Origin of the sequence: Legionella clemsonensis, from assembly GCF_002240035.1 — a bacterium.
Classification (GTDB): Bacteria; Pseudomonadota; Gammaproteobacteria; order Legionellales; family Legionellaceae; genus Tatlockia; species Tatlockia clemsonensis.
Genome location: NZ_CP016397.1, coordinates 1,748,240 through 1,768,797 on the forward strand (window position 1 = coordinate 1,748,240; position 20,558 = coordinate 1,768,797).

Here is a 20,558-nt window from a genome sequence, read left to right on the forward strand (position 1 = left end):
AATGTTCGACGAAAAGAAAGCTTATGCTACTATTTATATTTTGCGGATTAAAACAATGGCAGTAACAATAAAAACTCCTGAAGAAATAGAAAAGATGCGTGTTGCTGGCAAACTTGCTGCTGAGGTTCTGGAGATGATAGGTCCCTATGTTAAAGAGGGTATAACCACTGATGAACTCAATACAATTTGCCACAATTACATTGTTAATGAACAACATGCCATCCCTGCTCCTTTAAATTACAATGGCTTCCCCAAATCTATTTGTACATCAATTAATCATGTTGTTTGTCATGGCATTCCTGGTAAAAGAATTTTAAAAGATGGGGACATTATTAATATTGACGTCACTGTTATTAAAGAGGGTTATCACGGAGATACCAGCAAAATGTTTTTTGTCGGTAGCCCTTCTGTTAAAGCAAAACATGTAGTAAATATTGCCCATGAATGTCTATTCATTGGCATTAATATGGTAAAACCAGGGGTACGTTTGGGGGATATAGGTTATGCCATACAGCAACATGCTGAAAAAAACCGCTGCTCGGTAGTGCGAGACTATTGTGGCCACGGTATTGGTCGTATTTTCCATGAAGATCCTCAGGTGTTGCATTATGGAATTCCCGGTACTGGTGAAGTACTAAAACCTGGTATGACGTTTACCATTGAACCCATGATTAATATTGGCAAACACCATACCCGCTTGCTACCTGATAATTGGACTGTTGTTACTAAGGATCACAGTCTTTCAGCACAATGGGAACATACGCTGTTGGTCACTGAGGACGGGGTTGAAATTTTAACCTTACGCAATGAAGAACGCTAATCTTGCTCTAAAACAAGCAATTAAACAGTTCAAGGAAGAGCTGTGTAAAGAATTTTACCCCAAAAAAAATATTACCTCCCTTACCAATAAATTAGTTACGTTCATAGACAAGATATTACTGAGACTATTTCATCAACACCAACTGGATAAAGACAATAAATTTTGTCTTCTGGCTTTGGGTGGCTATGGACGACGGGAACTCCAATTATATTCAGATATCGATCTACTGCTGTTACACTCCGAAGAAATTTCAAAAATACACTCTCAGCGAGCACAGGCCTTTATACAATCTTGCTGGGATGTGGGGTTAGAGGTAAGTCACCAGATTACCACCGTTGAGGCCTGTGCGGATTTAGCCAGTAAAAATTTAAGTGTTATTTCTAGTATTCTGGATCTCCATTTAATTGAGGGTCACAGTAGTTTAATGGAAGAACTCCTCTACAAAACACACCCTCTCCACATGTGGCCTAGTAATCACTATTTCTTTGCTAAAAAACAAGAGCAGACTCAACGTTATGCTAAATATGGTGATACAGCTTACAATCTTGAACCTAATGTTAAGAACGGTCCGGGTGGCTTAAGAGATATTCATATTCTTCTAAACATTTGCAAACGCCATTTTGGTATTCATCAATTTGCTGACGTTATTCATAGTGGTTTTATCACTGAAAAAGAATATGAGGAACTTCAATTTTGCCAACATTTCCTTTGGAAAGTTCGTTTTGCGTTACATATGGTTGCGGGGAAACAGGAAGAGCGTTTATTATTTGACCACCAAATCAAATTAGCCAGTTTATTCGGTTTTACCGATAAATCACACAGTCTGGCTATCGAACAATTCATGAAAACCTATTTTAAAATTATCAAGCGCATTCGTGCACTTAATGAAATGTTATTACAATGGTTTGCAGAGGCTATCGTTTATCACGAAAAACAACAGATAACACCGTTGGACAGTAATTTCCAGCTCGCCAATAATTATATTGAAGTAAAACACCCCTCAGTGTTCAGACAAAGACCGCTGGCATTGTTGGAATTATTTTTATGGATAGCTAAACGTCCACATATAGTTGGTGTTCGAGCAAGTACTATTCGTCTAATTCGGGAGAGTCTGTATTTATTTACTCACAAAATTCGTAAATCACAAGCAGCGACAGCATGCTTTCTTGCTATTTTTAAAACAGCTGAAGATCCCTTTGAGACACTTCAGCATATGAATCGATATGGAATCCTCAGTTACTATCTGGATAGCTTTGCTGCAGTCACTGGACAAATGCAGTATGATTTATTTCATGTTTATACGGTGGATCAACATACTCTTTTTGTTATTCGTAATCTTGCCCGATTTTTAAAAGCAGAATATGCTGACCAATTTCCATTGGCAGCAGAATTAATGCCCATGATTAAACAACGCGAGATTTTGTATCTTGCAGCCCTTTTCCATGATATTGCCAAAGGTCGCGGTGGTGATCATTCAGAGCTTGGCGCTGAAGAAGCTCGCCATTTCGCTTGCCGTCATGGATTAAGTGAGGCCGAGCGTGAATTACTGGTTTGGTTGGTCCGCAATCACTTATTAATGTCACAAACAGCACAACGTCAAGATATTTATGATCCTAAAACCATTCAAACTTTTTGTAGCCAGCTTCCTCAGGCAGCCTATTTGGATTATCTGTATTTACTCACAGTGGCTGATATTTGCGCTACCAATCAAAAACTTTGGAATACCTGGAGAGACTCCTTGTTAAAAGAGCTTTATCGAGCAGCTCGTTTTGCTATGCAGGAAAAAAATCTACTGGATGAAGCCGCAGTTATTCGGTCTCGAAAAGATAAAGCCATGAAGTTTTTATTAAAAAGCGGTTTTAGTCAAGGAACAGTCGAAGCCTTGTGGTCTCATTTTAAAGATAAATATTTCCTGCATGAACCAGCCCATGTTATTGCCAGGCACACTAAAGCCATTATTAACAGCAAAGAGTATCCTTTGGTGCTCATTATGCCTCATCACAGCCAGGGCGGCACTGAAGTTTTTATTTACATGCCTCATCGTGATGAGCGCTTTACGATTACCACTACCGTGTTAAGTAATTATTATGCAACCATTCAGGAGGCTACTATTTTAACTTGTGACAATGGTTATGATTTAGATACCTATATTATTTTAAACGAGCAACATCAGGCTTTTTTTGATAAAGAGCGAATTATCATCATTCAAAATGCGCTAAAAGAGCAACTTACCAATAATGAAAAATTACCAACAACAACCAGACGCCGAATTACACGTACTCAGGCCCACTTTAATTTAAAACCGCAAATAAGTTTTAGTGAGGACAGTCAACTTCACCAAACCAGCCTGTTTCTAATCACTACTGATAGACCTGGGCTACTTGCTACTATAAGCCGTGTATTTTTAAAAATGGGGATTAGTTTACATAATGCAAAAATTGCCACCTTTGGTGAGCGTGTAGAGGATATGTTTTTTATTACGACAAAAAGGGGAAATCCTTTAAGTAAGGAAGAAAAAGAGCAGCTAAAGCATGCGTTAACACGAGAATTGTTTACTGAAAACTTCTGAGAATCGTTATTTACAGCACAGCGGCGTTCACTTTTGTAACCCATTATACTTAGGTCTTATTACGGCATTTAAAAATTGGATTTCTTGCGCTGTATCCCTAGGTTGTTTCATCGCTACGCTTATCGCAATGACGTCTATTGGGACTTGACCTCCGTTTTTAACGATCCATCAATTCTGACTCAAGCACAACGTGTAAATTTTCGTCATCCTCTGGCCTTGATAATGTAAGAAAAAGGGCTATGAGTGACAACCTCTACCCTACATTAACCTCTTTTTGCTTTAAAAAAATCAGTCAACAAAAGAGCACACTCTTGCTGCATAATTCCTTCGTCAATAATAACTCGATGATTTAAGGGATAGCCTTGTAATAGGTTGTAAACAGAACCTGCAGCACCTGCCTTAAAATCGCGCGTGGCAAAAACTACTCGTTTTACACGAGCGTGTACAAGCGCACCTGCACACATTGCACAGGGCTCAAGCGTGACGTAAAGGGTGGTATTTAGCAAACGATAATTTTGCAGTTGTCTAGCTGCTTCACGCAGCGCAATAAGTTCGGCATGAGCGCAGGGATCATGCTTTTGCAATACTTGATTCCACCCTCTTCCCAGGAGTTGGTTATTCTCAGCAACCAAAACAGCCCCAACAGGAATTTCTCCCTGATCTTTAGCCTTTAAAGCCAGATTGTAAGCTTCGGTCATCCAAAAAAAATCTTTTATTCCCATTCAATTGTCGCTGGAGGTTTGCCAGAAATATCATAAGTTACGCGAGAGACACCAGAAACCTCATTAATGATGCGATTAGATACCTTTGCCAGAAAATCCCAAGACAATTGGGCCCAATGAGCTGTCATGAAATCAACCGTTTCTACAGCACGAAGACAAATAACATAATCATAACGTCGACCGTCTCCCATTACCCCAACACTTTTAACGGGTAAAAAAACAGCAAATGCTTGGCTGACTTTGTGATAAAGCCCATTTTCTTTTAATTCTTCAATAAAAATAGCATCAGCTTGACGTAAAATCTCGGCATATTCTTTTTTAACTTCACCCAATATACGCACCCCTAAACCAGGACCAGGAAAAGGATGACGATAAACCATTTCATAGGGCAAACCCAATTCAAGCCCAATTTTTCGGACCTCATCTTTAAATAGCTCACGTAAGGGCTCCAGAAGCTGCAAATTTAATGTTTCAGGCAAGCCACCCACATTATGATGTGATTTAATAACCATGGAAGCGCCATTATTTTGGGTTGCTGCAGATTCGATAACATCCGGATAAATGGTACCTTGAGCCAGCCATTGGACATTAGGCAGACGTTGAGCTTCTTCATCAAATATTTCAATAAATGTGCGGCCAATAATTTTTCGCTTTTTTTCAGGACAATCCACACCTTGTAGGGCGTCTAAAAATTTTTCCTCTGCATTAACGGCAATAATTTGTATGCCCATGTGTTCACCAAACATGGTCATTACCTGATCTGCTTCATTAAGTCGCAATAGTCCGGTATCTACGAATACGCAAATTAATTGTTTACCAATTGCTTTATGTAAGAGAGCCGCAACTACAGAAGAATCTACGCCCCCTGAAAGTCCAAGTACAACCTGATCATCGCCCACTTGCTGACGGATAGTATGAATGGCTTCATCAATAATATTATCCGCTGTCCAATTCGTTTCAGCTTGACAAATATCAATAACGAAACGTTGTAAAATACGCAGACCTTGTATGGTGTGGGTGACCTCGGGGTGAAACTGTAAACCGTACCAATGCCGCGACCTATGAGCCATACCAGCAATAGGCGCATTACGTGTTTCACAGATGACTTCAAAACCGGGCGGCAACTGAGTTACCTTATCGCCATGACTCATCCAGACATCCAATAAAGCGCTGCCATCCTGTGTAGTTCGATCTTCAATATTTTCTAGTAATTTGCTGTGACCATGTAATCGCAACTCGGCATAACCAAATTCACGAAGAGTGGAGGATTGAACTTGTCCTCCTAATTGTACAGCCATGGTTTGCATTCCATAGCAAATGCCTAACAGCGGTATACCAGAAGTAAATAGCCATTCCGGAGCTTTGGGATTAATGTCCAGAGTTACCGTCGAAGGACCTCCTGACAAAATAATGCCACAAGGCATTAAGAGTTTGAGTACTTCTGCATCAACATTGTAAGGATGAATTTCACAATACACCCCCATCTCTCTTACTCTTCTTGCAATTAACTGCGTGTATTGTGAACCAAAATCAAGAATAACGAGGGGCTTGCGTTTAATAGTTGTCATAATTAATTGTCATCAACTTGATAATTGGGAGCTTGTTTAGTGATACTCACATCATGTACATGGGATTCACGCATGCCGGCGTTGGTTACTTGCACAAATTTTGCATTATCATGTAGCATTTGTATCGTTTTGCATCCTGTATATCCCATGCAAGAGCGCAAACCTCCCATTAACTGATGAATGATGGTTTGGACGGGCCCTTTATAGGGTACTCTTCCTTCAATCCCTTCTGGCACTAATTTATCATTCCCCTGACTTGCGTCTTGAAAATAACGATCACTGGAACCTTGTGTTTGTGACATAGCCCCTATTGATCCCATACCACGGTAGCTTTTATAAGTTCTTCCTTGATAAAGTTCGATTTCCCCTGGAGATTCCTCGGTACCTGCAAATAAGCCACCTAACATGACTGTATCTGCTCCTGCAGCCAATGCCTTGCAAACATCTCCAGAAAAGCGAATGCCACCATCAGCGATTATAGGTGCTCGACCTTTAAGTCCCTCAGCAACATTAGCGATGGCAGTAATTTGGGGTACACCAACACCCGTTACGATGCGTGTAGTACAAATAGAACCTGGACCGATACCTACTTTAACGGCATCAGCACCCGCATCCACCAAATCAAGCGCTGCTGCAGCCGTTGCTATATTACCACCAATTACCTGAATATCAGGGAAGTGTTTTTTTATCCAGGAGACCCGGTGGAGTACTCCCTGAGAGTGCCCATGAGCCGTGTCTACGACAAGAACATCAACACCAGCATCAACCAATGCTTCAACCCGCTCATCGGTTCCTTCACCAACACCAACAGCAGCACCTACGCGTAATTGTTCAAAGCTATCTTTACAGGCAAAAGGATTCTCCTTTGCTTTCTGAATATCCTTGACAGTAATTAAACCGCGTAAGTTAAAAGCATCGTTAACAACAAGTAATTTCTCGATACGATGCTTATGCAATAAACTGCGAATTTCTTCTCTGCTAGCTCCTTCTTTAACAGTGACTAAACGTTCTTTGGGCGTCATCACAGCGCTAACCGGTAAAGACAGATTTGTTTCAAAGCGAATATCTCGACTGGTTACTATGCCCACCAGCAACTCACCTTCAACGACAGGCATACCAGAAAAGTTATGTTTGGCCATGACCTCCAATAATTCTTTTACCGTAATATGGGGTGAAACAGAAATGGGATCTTTCACCATGCCGCTTTCAAATTTTTTAACTTTCCGGACCTCTTCCGCCTGAATAGCAATTCCCATATTTTTATGGATAATGCCTATTCCGCCTTCTTGTGCCAGAGCAATGGCTAATCGCGCTTCAGTAACTGTATCCATTGCTGCAGAAAGCAGAGGCATGTTTAATTCAATTTCACGTGTTAAACGAGTTTTCAAAGACACTTCTTTCGGTAATACGGCAGAGCGGGCAGGAATCAATAACACATCGTCAAAAGTCAGTGCTTGCTGTACGATAGAAAACATACCACACTCCTAAAATTAAATTAACCGAACATTATACGAACATTATAGGAAATAGCAAATAATTCTGGTGATCTTCCAGGGCAAATTTATACTTTATCTAAATAATAACCAACAAGGCGTCATTCTGAGCAAGGCTTAGGAAATCTTCTACAGAAATGAACAAGTCTATCTGCGCGTGTTAATTGTTTTTCAATAAAACGTTTGGTATCTATCGCATCTTTTGAGTCATCGTACAGCCAGTATAAAAGTGAGGCAACATAAATTGCAGTTAAACCAGTTTCTTCCATTGCTCGATGTAAATAACTAGCTGAGCGTTGGGCAGATTCGCGCCACCATTGAACAGTCCTGCTGACACGCAACAAGGATGAAAACTGGGTATGTAAATGACCTGGCTCAAGTTGAGCACAAATCATCTCTTTTGCTATCTGTCGATACTGTTGAATATACTCAAACCATTCTATGAGTAATAGAGCCAAGCGTTCTTTTGCAGGAAGTTGAACAATATCAGGCTGACTTCCTTTCAATAGCATTGCCCTATCGGCACGCTCAAAAAAATCATCCACCAACTCATTTTTCTCAAGGAAATGATGCTGAATATCTGCCAGATTGACATCAAGATAATGAGCAATATCAAACAATTTTAAATTTTCCCAAGAGCTTCTTTTAGCAAGAATAAGCGCTGTATCCACTATTTTTTCAGCCGTTAAATGCGAGGTTTGCATCACCTATTCCCTTATTTTTTCCACTTTATACTATTTATTATAGATAGTTCTGGGAATAGAATTAACACTCATACGGGCTTCGTTAATTTTGTAATTTAACACTGCTTTCCATGTCATAGTTCTTATCAATAACATCCTGTAAATGTTCCAGCATTTCCACTACCAAATCATACCGCTTGCTTTGCGATGTTTTCTTGGCTTCCAACCATTCACCTAAAGCATTTCTTAATGCCAAATCCCCCTCCCGAGTGGGTGGTTTTATAGTGTCATGCTGTTTAAATACCTCATCCAGTTTTATAGTTTCTTTCGTTCTGAACCAAGACGCAGCTTTGCTACCCTGTTGCCAATGCTTCAAAAAATAACCTGTTTCACTTAAATTTTGTCGATTTAGCTCAGCTAATTCTCTCTTTGGCACATGACTATTTTGCACCAAATCATGATAAATATTATTACGCAAACTCTCTACTTGATAGTAACGTGAGGTTAAAGTATTTTCCTTCATAATTAACCACTTGTCTGCCTGAATAAATAGCTTTTTCAGGCTTTCAATATCGTCTTTTGTTGTGACCCGAATTGTTTTCACTAAATCTTTGGTCAATTGAGTAGAGAAGCGCGAGGCATGTTTCTCTTGTCTGTTCCACCACGCAATTAAAGTTTCTTTTTTTGGCTGCCATGTCATGCCTTTTCGCAGGTTTATTGCAGGATGAAGTTTATCAAGATAGCGATAAGCTTCTTCTTTTTCTAAGCCAAAAAAACTCTGTAGTTGATTAACAGGTGGAAAGAGATTGGCCGGAAGATTTTCATAGTGAGAATAAGTCGATTTGGCTTCTTCTCGCTTTCGTTCAAAAGTCTCTTTTGAAATCACCCCTTTTTCATGGAGGTATTTAGCCACCTGCATATGCATGTGTTCTTCTCCACTTGGAGCATTAATCCTATTTTGATGATGGCTTTCACGTGGAATTAAAATAATTTGCCGCTCAGCCGTGCGTGGTAACTTGGGTAAAATTTGTGAAAAAAAACCGCGATGAATAGGACTCGTTACTTCACGTTGCGCTTCGGGTCTATATTCATGGGCAATCAATTCAAAAAAGGATCTGCTGCTTATAGTATATTTTTCTTCTTTACTTTGCGTGATTCCCAAAGATGCGAGATGGCTGCCCATTCTAGCATTTGTCTCTACGACTTCAGACTCACCGGTTGAATTTATGTAATAAACTTTATTTTTGTCACTAGCCATTAAATAGCTATTTTTATAAGGTTGCAAATCGTCAGGCATAGTTAAGCATGTATGCAAATCAACATGTGTAACTAGCGCGCCAGTGTAAGAACCTAAAATGACAGTGACATTTCTTAAATTAGATAGATTACTACAATCAGCAATGCTGCCAGCATTCGTTCCTGCTCCTTGATAGAAATTTCCAGGAACAGGTTGATCAGCCACTATGTTGACTGGAATATTGGGAGCTAGTTGATTTAATTGTTTTGCAACTTCAAAACAAGTAACCGCACCACGACTGTATCCGCATAAAGTAATACTCTCAATTTCCTCCTTGCCATCACCTGGTTTACTACGATCTAACCGTACTCCGATACTTTTTAGAACGTCTTCATTCACTTCAATCGTATTATTTCTTCCAAAAAGCTTTTGGGTAAAGCGTTTGGCAAATCTTTTTAAATCAGGGAAAGAAGCACTGTTGCAGACTTCAGGTTCATCACAACCTTTCACAAAAATTGTACGCACACTTTCAGATGGGTAATCATATAATTTAGGAAAATTATTTCCTGGATTACCCGTTCCGCAAAAATAAACAACAAGATGCATACTAAACTCCAAGGGTGGCACATTTTGAGTATAATGCATAAATGTTAAGCATATATTAAATATACGATTAAGATATTACTCCCTCTTCTACTCCAATCACACATATATTAATATTGAAAAATCAAACGGTTAAATCAATATATGGCTTGCTCTCCCTAACCAGGGATAACCAAAATTGTTGTATCTTAAGCTTGAATATCTGAAGTTCTATGACTACGCTTCACAATGAAGCATTCATATTTGTTAGATATTAAGTCCATGTGCATAATAAATGCACCAATTAATGCAAGGATGCTATCATGAAAAAAATAGCTTTTTTGTTGTTAATAGTAGGAGCTTCAGCACTAGTTTCTAGCTGCGGATTTTCAAATTGCTGTGGCACAAGTTCTTGTGGTGGCTGTGGAAGCTATACCGTGGCCTGCTGCGGCTCTAATGGTTGGTATTAAATTAGATATTGATTACCTACAAACCGGATTATGGTATACCATGGTCCGGTAATTATTTATGAAGACAATTCTTTTTTCCATTTTAAAAATTCAACCCTTTACTAAAGTTCAGGCATTATTAATAAATACCAAAAAATACTTACAAAAAATCAAAATTAGGAATGAAAATTAAATCTTTCCTTAAGCTTGAATTGACTAAACAATAACGTGTAAACTGAGTTAAAAAGTTAACTATAGGAAGATTTAACGTTGGCTAAAATTATAGTTGTCACATCAGGTAAAGGTGGTGTAGGCAAAACCACAACTTCAGCAGCAATTTCTTCAGGGCTCGCCATGCGAGGCCATAAGACCGTGGTCATTGATTTTGATATAGGGCTTAGAAATCTCGATATTATTATGGGTTGTGAGCGCCGGGTTGTCTATGATTTTGTCCATGTAATCAATGGGGAAGCTAATCTAAATCAGGCCCTCATTAAAGATAAACGTTTACCTGATTTGTGCATACTGCCGGCATCTCAAACACGTGATAAAGATGCCTTGACTCTCTCTGGGGTTGAGAAAGTTCTAAATGATTTAGCCAATGAATTTGAATTTATCGTATGTGATTCACCAGCAGGAATTGAAACTGGTGCTTTAATGGCAATGTATTTTGCGGATCATGCTATTGTTGTAACAAATCCTGAAGTTTCCTCTGTACGCGATTCAGATAGGATTCTGGGTATTTTGGCTAGCAAAACAAGAAGAGCCGTTGAGAATAAAACACCAGTCCAGGAACACCTGTTATTGACCCGCTATGACCCTGAAAGAGTTGAAAAAGGTGATATGCTATCCGTTGACGATGTTAAAGAAATTCTTGCAATTCCTCTAATTGGCGTTATTCCTGAATCTAAAGCAGTGTTAAAAGCTTCTAACACGGGAACTCCGGTGGTCCTCGACGAAATGAGTGATGCGGGCCTTGCTTATCAGGATGCTATTGCTCGTTTTTTGGGAGAAAGTCGCCCAATGCGTTTTGTAAATACTGAACGCAAAGGATTGCTCCGCCGCTTGTTCAGTAAAAACAAGGAGGATATTCCAGCATGAGTCTATTTAGCTATTTAAGAAAAAGAAACACTACAGCTTCCGTAGCAAAAGAGCGTTTACAAATTATTATTTCTCACGAGCGTTCGCAACGAAATACTCCAGATTATTTACCCAAGCTTCAGGAAGAGATTTTGGCCGTTATTGCAAAATACATTCGTATTAGTCGCGATCAGGTTAGCGTAAATCTCGAGCGCTTGGGAGATAGTTCTGTTCTTGAACTTAACGTTACTATGCCAGATGACGTTCTTGAGGAAGTTTGAGGTGCTCAAAATAATTTATTGAGTTATAAACTGTAAATTAAACTAAGAGCTACTAACGCGATAAAAAGTGCAATTATTGGTCTTTTTAATAGACGATATGCTGCTTGAGTAATACCGTTTTTAGCCATTATTCTCCATATACTTAATTTTTCGTGATATTTTTCTTTTAATAGACTGCCCATGGGGTCTGTAAGTTTTTCGCTAATATTAAAACGGTATTCTTCTGTCGGATCAAAATATTCTGGCCCATAATCAATGAACAATTGCTCCCCTTTTGCAATATTTCTTAAGGCGATAAAACCCACTACTTCAATACCATAGAGAAAATACCTTTTATAACCAAGATTGGCATAAAGCAATGAGGAGTCAAACTGTTTTACTCTGGCCAGTGCTGGAGCATGATTTATAAATCGAGCAATATTGCTACAAAATCGTGCGTCCGTTCCCAGACCAAGTACATCAAGATGAAAATTGAAATAATAGCGCTTCATGTCGGGGATACTTTTTTTGATCCCATGATACAAGCAAACAAATTCGCCACGTAGTATTGTTTCCTTCGCATAAACACCAAAGCCAATGAATCCATTTATATAACGTAATTCAATTTTTTCAAACGGATCTGCTTTATGTAGAAAAAGATAAGTCTTTTTATCAAAATTAAAAAGAGTATTCCCGTTAATTTTTGACGGCAGATTATCTAACGAAAGTGTCTCCTCAATTATTAGATTATCAATAAAGCGAAAAGAATGATTAGACAAGTGACTTATCAACTCATTCAATTGATTGACGCTAATACGATTTTTTGCAGGTTTATGAGGATCCAAAGAAAAAGGAATCTGATAAGTAGTTTTTAAAGAATGAAACTTTGGTGAAGGTGAAATGACAAACTGACAGTCCTCAGGTTTTTTGGACTGAAGAAGTGTAGCGTAAATATATCTTGCTGTCTTCAGCAACTCATCGACATTCGTATAGCTATAATGATAGGAATTAGAAGTGGATTGCAAAGCTGGATAAGTTAGTAGAGGGTGCTGAAAATTAATGGCCCGCAGATAATCTAGATTCTTCTCTTGATCATCAATGATGCAAATTTTTGAGCCAACATCCACAATAGCTTTTCTGTAAGAAGAATCGGGATTTTGATTGGTTAGGGTAATTTTTACCATGTTTATCGAACAGTTCTGGAGAAAGTAATTCTAATTATCTGACTTGATAACTCCTATTTTGCAGTGTGGCAGGATTAAACTGCGCTTAATCACACCACACTGGTCGTCTTTTTGCACGTTGAGCAAATAAAATTATATTACCTCTGCTGTTAAATCATCTTCACTGGGCGTTACTTCCTTTTTCTTAGCACCTTTTACTAATGAAGAATCAGCTGTAGGTCTTCGCAACTCATCATCACTGAAATCATCAACTGCAATAGCCTCTTGTCGTTTAATTTCAGCGGCTCTTAAGCGAGCTGCATCGTTTTCTTTTAATAAACCCTTCTGCTCTGCTTCATCAATCTGTTTTAATAAAGTTAAAGAAGTGAGTTCTCCATCCTTCACAGCACGACTTACTTTCTTCTCAAGTTCTTCAACTGCACAAATCATAGTAAACGTTTCTTCCAAACAACCTAAAGGACAATTTTGGATGGCTTCTTTAAATACAAAACGAGTTAAGCGTGAACGGGCTTCATTCGGTTGCGTGAGAAGTTGAGCTAATTTATGATCTAAATCATCTGCAGGTTTAGGACGCTGACTACCAAAGGGTTGTAGAATTAACTTCAGTACAATACGAGCCCAACGAGCAGGAAAATTCGAAATAACATCTCGAATGGCTACTTCACTATCATGTAACAATTGTTGACAGCACCAATCAACCAGAGGCAAATCTGTTATTGGTTCACCTTCATCATGGAATCTTTTTAAGACTGCAGAAGCCAAATATAAATTGCTAAGCACATCCCCCAAACGGGCAGACATTCTTTCTTTTCGCTTAAGCTCCCCTCCAAGCACGGCCATCGCAAAATCAGATAAAAAGGCCAAATTGGTGCTGTAACGATGAATCAACTGATAATAACGTCTGACATTACTTTTGGGCGTAAACACAAAATGGGCATCAGTTATTGCGAAAATAACTGATTTCGTCAGATTAGCAAACACAAAGGCAGCATGTCCCCAAAATGCTTCATCAAAAGCATTTAAATCTTTTTTCCTAACGCTTTCTAGCTCCTTAAATACATAAGGATGACAACGGACAGCTCCCTGACCATAAATAATAAGACTACGGGTCAGAATATTGGCTCCTTCTACAGTAATACCAATAGGCAGATTTTGATAACCACGTCCAAGGTAATTATTGGGGCCTAAACAAATACCTTTACCACCATGAATGTCCATAGCATCAATCGCTACCTGACGTCCCTTTTCAGTCGTATGATATTTTAATATTGCACCTGCTACTGAAGGTTTAGCCCCATGATCAATCGCTGCTGCCGCCATACTAAGACCAGCATCGATTAGATAAGTATATCCAGCAATTCTTGCTAATGGCTCTTCAATTCCCTCAAAATTGGCAATCGCTGTATTAAATTGCTTACGTATTCTTGCATAAGCGCCACTCGCTAAAGCAGCGGCTTGCGAGCCACCTGTCGCACTGGATGGCAAAGAAATAGCCCGACCTGCACTTAAGCATTCCATCAGCATACGCCAACCAGCACCAGCCATAGCAGCGCCACCAATTAAATAATCCATTGGAACGAATACATCCTTTCCTTGAGTAGGACCATTTAAAAAACCAGTGTTGAGTGGGAAATGACGGCGTCCTTTAATCACTCCAGGTGTATTTGCAGGGATTAATGCGCAGGTAATTCCCACATCAGTCCCCTTACCTAGCAGGTTTTCAGGGTCAAACAGGCGAAAGGCCAAACCAATCACCGTTGCAACAGGACAAAGGGTAATATAGCGCTTATTCCATGTTAAGCGGACCCCCAACACCTCTTTGCCATTAAATTCCTGACGACAAACTATTCCTTTATCTGGAATAGAAGCGGCATCTGACCCAGCGTTAGGTCCTGTTAACGCAAAACAGGGAATCTCTCTTCCGTCAGCCAACCGTGGCAGATAGTACTCCTTTTGTTCCTTTGTACCGTATTTTAACAACAACTCAGCAGGACCTAATGAATTGGGCACAGAGACGGTGCTACCTACGGTAACAGAACGGCCATACAATTTGGCAAGTATTGAAAATTGCGCAGTTGCTGAAAACTCCAAACCACCATATTGTTTAGGAATAATCATTCCTAAAAAGCCTTTTTCCTTAATAAACTGCCACATTTCAGGAGGCATGTCTGTTCGTACGTGTGTAATATCCCAGTCATCAATCATGCGACAAAGCTCGTTAACCGGACCATCAATAAAAGCCTGCTCTTCTGTAGTCAGTTTAACTGCAGGTGTGGCCAGTAAACGATTAAAGTCAGGAGCTCCACTGAATAAATCTCCTTCCCAACTGACTGTTCCAGCTTCCAGCGCTTCTCGCTCTGTAGAAGACATCGCAGGCATCGCTTTACTTACTATGCCAAATAGCCGACGCGTTAATAAATTTTTGCGTAGCGACTTAATAGAACCCAATACCAATACAGCAAATACGGTCCACAAAGCAATTTGGGTAATGACACCTGGAGAGCCATACTTTGTCACTAATAAAGCAAAAAGACCATAACTGATAGCCCATACGACAAGAGATGCTTGTTTGGCTAACAATAAGATAGCCGCGCTTACCGCTGCAAGAACGATTAGACTATGCACCACTATTCTCTCCTTTTAATAAGTTTGCTGGGGTTTGTAGTTTAATGAAACATTCTTAGAATAGGCTTAGAAGACGGCAGTTTTCAAGCAATTCAAAGGAAGTTGTCATTGTTTCAGTATAGCATCCAGTACAGTGAAAATTTGATTTGCAAGCTGCTCTGGCGCCTCCATAGGGAGCATGTGAGTACCGCTCATTCTGACGCTCGATATATTGTAATGCTTCTTCATGTAGCGTATATCCAGTTTATCAACCACTGTGCTTTTATCTCCATATATTAATGTCGCAGGGACTGTTAATTGACCTTCATATTCATGAAGAGTATGCGGTATAGTACGATAAATTAAATATTCTATATGGCGATCGAAGCGTAGTATATATCCATACTCAGTTTTTCTTAGCCCATAGTCAATATAATCCTGCAGACATTCAGGTGTAAATGTTTTAAATAAATCTCGAGTTTTAAGATAGTCAATGAGTTGTTCTTTGGTCTGCCAATGCTCCCTTCTACTTCGTGTTCTGAATGCAGGTGTAACCCTGTCAATAATTCCTAAGGCTTTGGCCAGTCGTACCATACTTGACTTAATTCGTCCTAAAAGTGGTGAATCAATCATTACCACTGCTTTAAATAAACTGGGCTTTTCAATGGCAGCCAGTAAACTTAACACACCACCTAATGAATGTCCTACTGCAATGACTGGTTGAGTGGCTTGCGACTCTACACTGGCTATCACCTCATCTACGAGGAGATGCCAGTTTTCTGTAACGGGAAACAGAGGATTATGTCCTATTTTATCGATGTAACAATAGTTATATTTTTTCTCTAGTTGTTTCAGCAGTTGTAAATAGCAGAGCGAAGGAAATCCATTTCCATGCGCAAAATGAATTAATTCCTTCACGAAACCACCAGCTTCTGACTTTCACGTTTTAGTGAGATAACAGCAAAGCTAAAATAAAATGCTAAAAGAATAATCAGTACTAAACCGAAACCTGGAAAAAGCCAATCAAGAGTTAAGCCTGATACAAGAAAAAGTATCTGTGGGGTTAAACTTACTGCCAATAAACGCGCTGTTTGTTTATAGCTAATAGTCAGGTGAAAAAAAAGTCTTGCAAGAAATTGCCCCATTAGCGCAAATACCAATAAAAAAACCAGATAAATAGCAAAAAATACGAGCGCTATAGTGGGATAAATGATTAATTGGGAAACTAATTTCACTCTGGATAAACCTGAGGATTCGACCCAGGTTTTACCATCAAATATTTGATTTATATCTTTACTGAGAGGCTGAACATAGACAGGATCTTTTTCTTTATTCGGCTGTTTTGTGAAAAAAAACTGTGGTGAAGGTACTCGATAATAAAATTTATCCTTGGTAATTAGCGTTGCTAAATGGGGATAGGTGTCATCAATGGATTTTATTGCTCCAGTAGTATCTATAATAGAAACGACCTCCCCTGACTCATTTTTTATAAAATAAGGCATGGGTTTATCAAAAGAAACCTCTCCATTTTGAATATAAATTGGCGGAAGTTGCTTAATAGGTTCTATAAGTTGCTGTTCGAAAAATGTATCAAAGTCAGAGATAATACGTAGGCCGAAAGGGAGGGTAAACAGAAACATCACCAGTAATAAATAAAGCATTCCAAATCCTTTCCATCGTTTACCTACATCAACATACAATCGTCGGCTATAAAAGGATAATATTATCGCTTGAAAATAATTATAAAGTGGAGCATCAATCTTTCTTAAAGCTTGTTTTTCTTCAGCCATGCCACCCTCCAAGGCGCAACCCTGTCTTTTGATGAAATAGATTAGCTTTATTTACAACAAGTTCCAAGGTAAATTGATTATCAATAATTTCAGTATCGGCAGGAACGCGCACTGTAAATTTGGCCTTGCCACACAAGGTAATAGCTTGCACCAGCTTGTCAGCTCCCATATCATCGACAAATTCAACTTTTACTGGTAAAGCGGTTGTTGTATTTTTTTCAGAAATTCGCAAGTGCTCGGGACGAATACCTATAATAACCTCAGTACCACAAGCAATAGGATCGTCTAGAGGGGGTAAAGGAAATGTTGCGCCCAGTTCAGTCATTACTCTTTGATGATTTAAATCAATCTTTGCAGGGAGCAAATTAATTGGATAGTGACCGGTAAAACTTGCAACAAACAACGATGCAGGTTGATTGTAGAGAACATGTGGGACACCAATTTGTTCAACCTGTCCTTTATTTAGCACGAGCACCTTTGAAGCCATTGTCATCGCTTCTGTTTGATCATGAGTAACATACAAACAAGTAGTATTCAGTTGTTGGTGCAGTTTTTTAATTTCATAACGCATTTCTGTGCGCAGCTTTGCATCAAGATTGGAAAGTGGCTCATCAAATAAAAATACAGCAGGTGAGCGCACAATTGCCCTCCCCATCGCCACACGTTGCCGCTGCCCACCTGATAAAGAGAGAGGCTTGCGTTGCAGATAATCTGACAATTGCAGCAGCGTTGCCACCTCATTAACTCGTTGCTGAATATCCTTAGCTTTCATCCCTCGCATTTTCAGACCATAAGCCATATTCTCAAAAACCGTCATGTGAGGATAGAGAGCATAGGTTTGAAAAACCATAGCCATATCACGCTTGGCAGGAGGAATTTTATTCACACATTGATTATTAATTAAAATAGCGCCACTGGTTACTGCATCAAGTCCAGCTACTAATCGCAGTAATGTCGATTTCCCACACCCTGAGGGTCCTACTACTGCTACAAACTCACCCTTTTCAATGTTTACATTGATTTTGTCCAGAATGAGTTGTTGGCCATAGTATTTACTTACATCAACTAAATTTACAGTAGACATTAATGGATTAACCCCTTTTCAAACCACCGTTGCATCACCAACACAACCAAGCAAGGAGGTAATAAGGCAATTAAGGCGATGGTCATAATAAAATGCCATTGCGGAATTTGGTCTGCAACGCCTGCTAAATAGCGGATGCCCATTACAATAGTTGACATGCTGCTATCGGTAGTAATAAGTAATGGCCAAAGATACTGATTCCAACCATATACAAAAAGAATAATGAATAGTGCCGCAATTTGTGTCTTTGATAAAGGAAAAAGGATATCTTTAAAGAACCGCAGCGGCCCTGCTCCATCAAGTGTTGCTGCGTCCACCAATTCTTTGGGGATAGTTTTAAAAAATTGGCGAAACAAGAAAGTTGCCGTAGCTGAGGCCATTAATGGTAGACTCAAGCCAGCGAAACTGTTCAGCCAACCAAAAGTGGCAACCACTTGAAAGGTAGGCACTATCCGCACTTCCACCGGTAACATTAGGGTTGAAAAAATTAAGGCAAAAAATACACCCTTTAGAGGAAACTGAAAATACACCAAAGCAAACGCAGACAATAAAGCCAATATGATTTTACCACTGGCAATCAATACTGCCATGATAAAACTGTTGACTAACATTTGCCATATCGGTTGTCCTCCGGTAGCTGTGATTCCTTGCGTTAAAACCGTCTTAATATTGTCAAACAGCATAAATCCTGGCCAAGAAGGAAGTGGCGCTTGCATCATAGCGGTTGCTTCGTGACTTGCAGCAACTAATGCTAAGTAAAGCGGCATAAATAATAAAAATACGAAACAAATTAACAAACCATGGTTTATAACCCGTATTAAGATTTTCATTCGTAATGCACCTTTTTTTCAAGGTAGCGAAATTGAATTAGTGTGAGCACAATAACCATAAACATTAAAATAACCGACTGCGCCGAAGAACTTCCCGGGTCTAATCCCACAAAACCATCTTTATAAACTTTATACACCAACGTGGTTGTGCTATTGTTAGGCCCCCCGTTAGTCATTACATCAATGATGCCAAATGTGTCAAAAAATGCGTAAATTAAATTCATTATTAATAAAAAAAAGCTTGTTGGGGACAAGAGTGGAAAAATAATTTGCCAAAAACGTCTCCATCCTGATGCCCCATCAATAATTGCTGCGTCAATTAAAGAAGAAGGTATTGCTTTAAGTGCTGCAAAAAAAAACAAAAAATTGTAACTTAATTGTTGCCAGCTCGCGGCTAATATTACTACAAGCAACGCCTGTTTGGCATTGGTAAGGTAATTAAAAGCAATACCAAAATGCTGCAGTGCATGGGTTAACCAACCTATGGTGGGTTGACACAAAAAGCGCCACAGTATGGCAGCGATTGCCGGAGCCACTGCATAGGGCCATAGAAATAACGTTTTATACACTCCCTGGCTTTTTTGCCGCGCGTGCACAAGCACCGCTAAGAGTAAACCCAGCCCTATTGTTAATAAGGTCACAAAAGAAGCAATTAAAAAGGTGACATAGACAGCCTGCAGATAACCAGGATCCTTCATCAAATCAAAAAAATTAGTTAATCCAGCAAATCGACTAGTTATACCAAACGCATCACTAAAGAAAAACGCCTGAATAACAGCGCTCAGTGCAGGCCAAATAAAAAATAAAACCGTGACAAGCAATTGTGGCAAGATAAGTATCAAAGCCAGTTTTTTATATTGTGTATAGTTAGCCATTAAACAATTAAATAACCTGGTTGTTTTGCAGTATATAACGAACGGTTTTCAATTGGCGAGCTTTAATAGAGGAATACTATGTTCCTTGTATGTTTCGCGTACTATAAATCCCTATATAGATTCTTCCCTTCTTCCTCCGAATTTGTATCGGTCGGTGTAGAACCTTGCGAAGTACCTTGATTGGATTGGGCAAAAAATTGAAAAGTACGGCGATGTGCATACTGTTTCTCAGCGTTTACGTCACTTTCACTAAGATAATGCACCAGATCATCAGCGATGGCTAACATTGTGGCAAGCACTATAATAACTACCGCACAAACAAATATTGCACCTCTTTTCTCAGATGAATCAAAAAATAAAGACAGCGGTGTGGTGTGTGTGATGATTAAAAACATATAGACCGAAGGGATACTAAGAGACAGTAATTCTTCAAACAGTTTAGCTGCTGAATTTGCTGTCATTGTTCTCGACATTATTTCTATTGTCTTATGATGATGCCTTTTTTTGTCAAGACGAAATAATCTTTTCGTTATTTCATCAGCATCTGGCAGGTTTATAATTAAGTCGCGCCAACCATAACTGGTATGTGATAGAGCCAGTTTTGATTGAATATCAAGAAACTTAAGAACTATTACTTTAATTTCTGGCGGTAAGTTTTGAAGTCCAGGCTCTGCCGGCTCATATTTTTCCTTCATGGTTCAAGCCTAAAATATTGTACCTTCTGCAAC

At 39.2% G+C, this 20,558-nt stretch carries 18 protein-coding genes; 5 read left to right on the plus strand and 13 right to left on the minus strand.

All coding sequences use genetic code 11. The features are described 5' to 3' along the window. Positions 1-55: 55 nt before the first annotated feature. Both map and glnD read left to right on the plus strand, forming a co-directional pair. Positions 56-820: a type I methionyl aminopeptidase gene (gene map, locus clem_RS07555; protein WP_094092310.1), complete on the plus strand. Its 765-nt coding sequence runs from the start codon at positions 56-58 to the stop codon at positions 818-820. Next, positions 807-3,389: a [protein-PII] uridylyltransferase gene (glnD, locus tag clem_RS07560; RefSeq protein ID WP_094091076.1), complete on the plus strand. Its 2,583-nt coding sequence runs from the start codon at positions 807-809 to the stop codon at positions 3,387-3,389. The genes map and glnD overlap by 14 nt, the downstream gene beginning before the upstream one ends. Before the next feature lie 263 nt (positions 3,390-3,652). On the opposite strand, the gene tadA is transcribed toward glnD, so the two are convergent. The 5 genes from tadA to clem_RS07585 form a co-directional block, all read right to left on the minus strand. Beyond that, positions 3,653-4,087: a tRNA adenosine(34) deaminase TadA gene (gene tadA / locus clem_RS07565; RefSeq protein ID WP_094092311.1), complete on the minus strand. Its 435-nt coding sequence runs from the start codon at positions 4,085-4,087 to the stop codon at positions 3,653-3,655. Positions 4,088-4,101: 14 nt separating this feature from the next. After that, positions 4,102-5,679 (minus strand): glutamine-hydrolyzing GMP synthase, encoded by a 1,578-nt coding sequence (guaA, locus tag clem_RS07570; protein WP_094091077.1) that lies wholly within the window; start codon positions 5,677-5,679, stop codon positions 4,102-4,104. A gap of 2 nt (positions 5,680-5,681) precedes the next feature. Beyond that, positions 5,682-7,154 carry an IMP dehydrogenase gene (gene guaB, locus clem_RS07575; protein ID WP_094091078.1) on the minus strand — a complete coding sequence of 491 codons (1,473 nt, stop codon included), beginning with the start codon at positions 7,152-7,154 and terminating at the stop codon, positions 5,682-5,684. Positions 7,155-7,273: 119 nt separating this feature from the next. Continuing rightward, a complete protein-coding gene (locus clem_RS07580; RefSeq protein WP_094091079.1) occupies positions 7,274-7,876 on the minus strand; it encodes a ubiquinone biosynthesis protein COQ9 in 603 nt (200 codons plus the stop codon). Between the two features lie 82 nt (positions 7,877-7,958). Then, a complete protein-coding gene (locus clem_RS07585; RefSeq protein WP_094091080.1) occupies positions 7,959-9,698 on the minus strand; it encodes a hypothetical protein in 1,740 nt (579 codons plus the stop codon). Positions 9,699-10,073: 375 nt separating this feature from the next. Between clem_RS07585 and clem_RS15305 the strand changes: the two genes are divergently transcribed. The 3 genes from clem_RS15305 (at position 10,074) to minE (ending at position 11,484) form a co-directional block, all read left to right on the plus strand. Further along, positions 10,074-10,196: a hypothetical protein gene (locus tag clem_RS15305; RefSeq protein ID WP_269766782.1), complete on the plus strand. Its 123-nt coding sequence runs from the start codon at positions 10,074-10,076 to the stop codon at positions 10,194-10,196. A 197-nt stretch (positions 10,197-10,393) separates the two neighbouring features. Next, the gene (gene minD / locus clem_RS07590) at positions 10,394-11,224 is read left to right on the plus strand and encodes a septum site-determining protein MinD (RefSeq protein ID WP_094091081.1); all 831 of its coding nucleotides are present in this window, start codon (positions 10,394-10,396) and stop codon (positions 11,222-11,224) included. Next, positions 11,221-11,484 (plus strand): cell division topological specificity factor MinE, encoded by a 264-nt coding sequence (gene minE, locus clem_RS07595; protein ID WP_094091082.1) that lies wholly within the window; start codon positions 11,221-11,223, stop codon positions 11,482-11,484. The genes minD and minE overlap by 4 nt, the downstream gene beginning before the upstream one ends. Before the next feature lie 23 nt (positions 11,485-11,507). Here minE and clem_RS07600 read toward each other — a convergent pair whose 3' ends face one another. The 8 genes from clem_RS07600 to clem_RS07635 all read right to left on the minus strand — a co-directional run bounded on the left by clem_RS07600 (position 11,508) and on the right by clem_RS07635 (position 20,525). Next, positions 11,508-12,647: an SET domain-containing protein-lysine N-methyltransferase gene (locus tag clem_RS07600; RefSeq protein ID WP_094091083.1), complete on the minus strand. Its 1,140-nt coding sequence runs from the start codon at positions 12,645-12,647 to the stop codon at positions 11,508-11,510. 132 nt (positions 12,648-12,779) lie between these two features. Beyond that, complete coding sequence (locus tag clem_RS07605; protein ID WP_094091084.1) at positions 12,780-15,275, minus strand: acyl-CoA dehydrogenase; 2,496 nt, start codon at positions 15,273-15,275, stop codon at positions 12,780-12,782. A 102-nt stretch (positions 15,276-15,377) separates the two neighbouring features. Continuing rightward, positions 15,378-16,169: an alpha/beta fold hydrolase gene (locus clem_RS07610; RefSeq protein ID WP_094091085.1), complete on the minus strand. Its 792-nt coding sequence runs from the start codon at positions 16,167-16,169 to the stop codon at positions 15,378-15,380. Then, positions 16,166-17,041: a DUF1189 family protein gene (locus clem_RS07615; protein ID WP_232505429.1), complete on the minus strand. Its 876-nt coding sequence runs from the start codon at positions 17,039-17,041 to the stop codon at positions 16,166-16,168. The genes clem_RS07610 and clem_RS07615 overlap by 4 nt, the downstream gene beginning before the upstream one ends. Continuing rightward, positions 17,034-18,125, minus strand: coding sequence for an ABC transporter ATP-binding protein (locus clem_RS07620; protein WP_094091087.1), 1,092 nt, complete (start codon positions 18,123-18,125; stop codon positions 17,034-17,036). The genes clem_RS07615 and clem_RS07620 overlap by 8 nt, the downstream gene beginning before the upstream one ends. Next, positions 18,125-18,955 (minus strand): sn-glycerol-3-phosphate ABC transporter permease UgpE, encoded by an 831-nt coding sequence (gene ugpE, locus clem_RS07625; protein ID WP_094091088.1) that lies wholly within the window; start codon positions 18,953-18,955, stop codon positions 18,125-18,127. Before ugpE ends, clem_RS07620 begins: the two co-directional genes overlap by 1 nt. After that, positions 18,952-19,830: a sn-glycerol-3-phosphate ABC transporter permease UgpA gene (gene ugpA, locus clem_RS07630; protein ID WP_094091089.1), complete on the minus strand. Its 879-nt coding sequence runs from the start codon at positions 19,828-19,830 to the stop codon at positions 18,952-18,954. The genes ugpE and ugpA overlap by 4 nt, the downstream gene beginning before the upstream one ends. Before the next feature lie 101 nt (positions 19,831-19,931). Beyond that, positions 19,932-20,525: an F-box protein gene (locus clem_RS07635; RefSeq protein ID WP_094091090.1), complete on the minus strand. Its 594-nt coding sequence runs from the start codon at positions 20,523-20,525 to the stop codon at positions 19,932-19,934. Between the last annotated feature and the right edge of the window lie 33 nt (positions 20,526-20,558).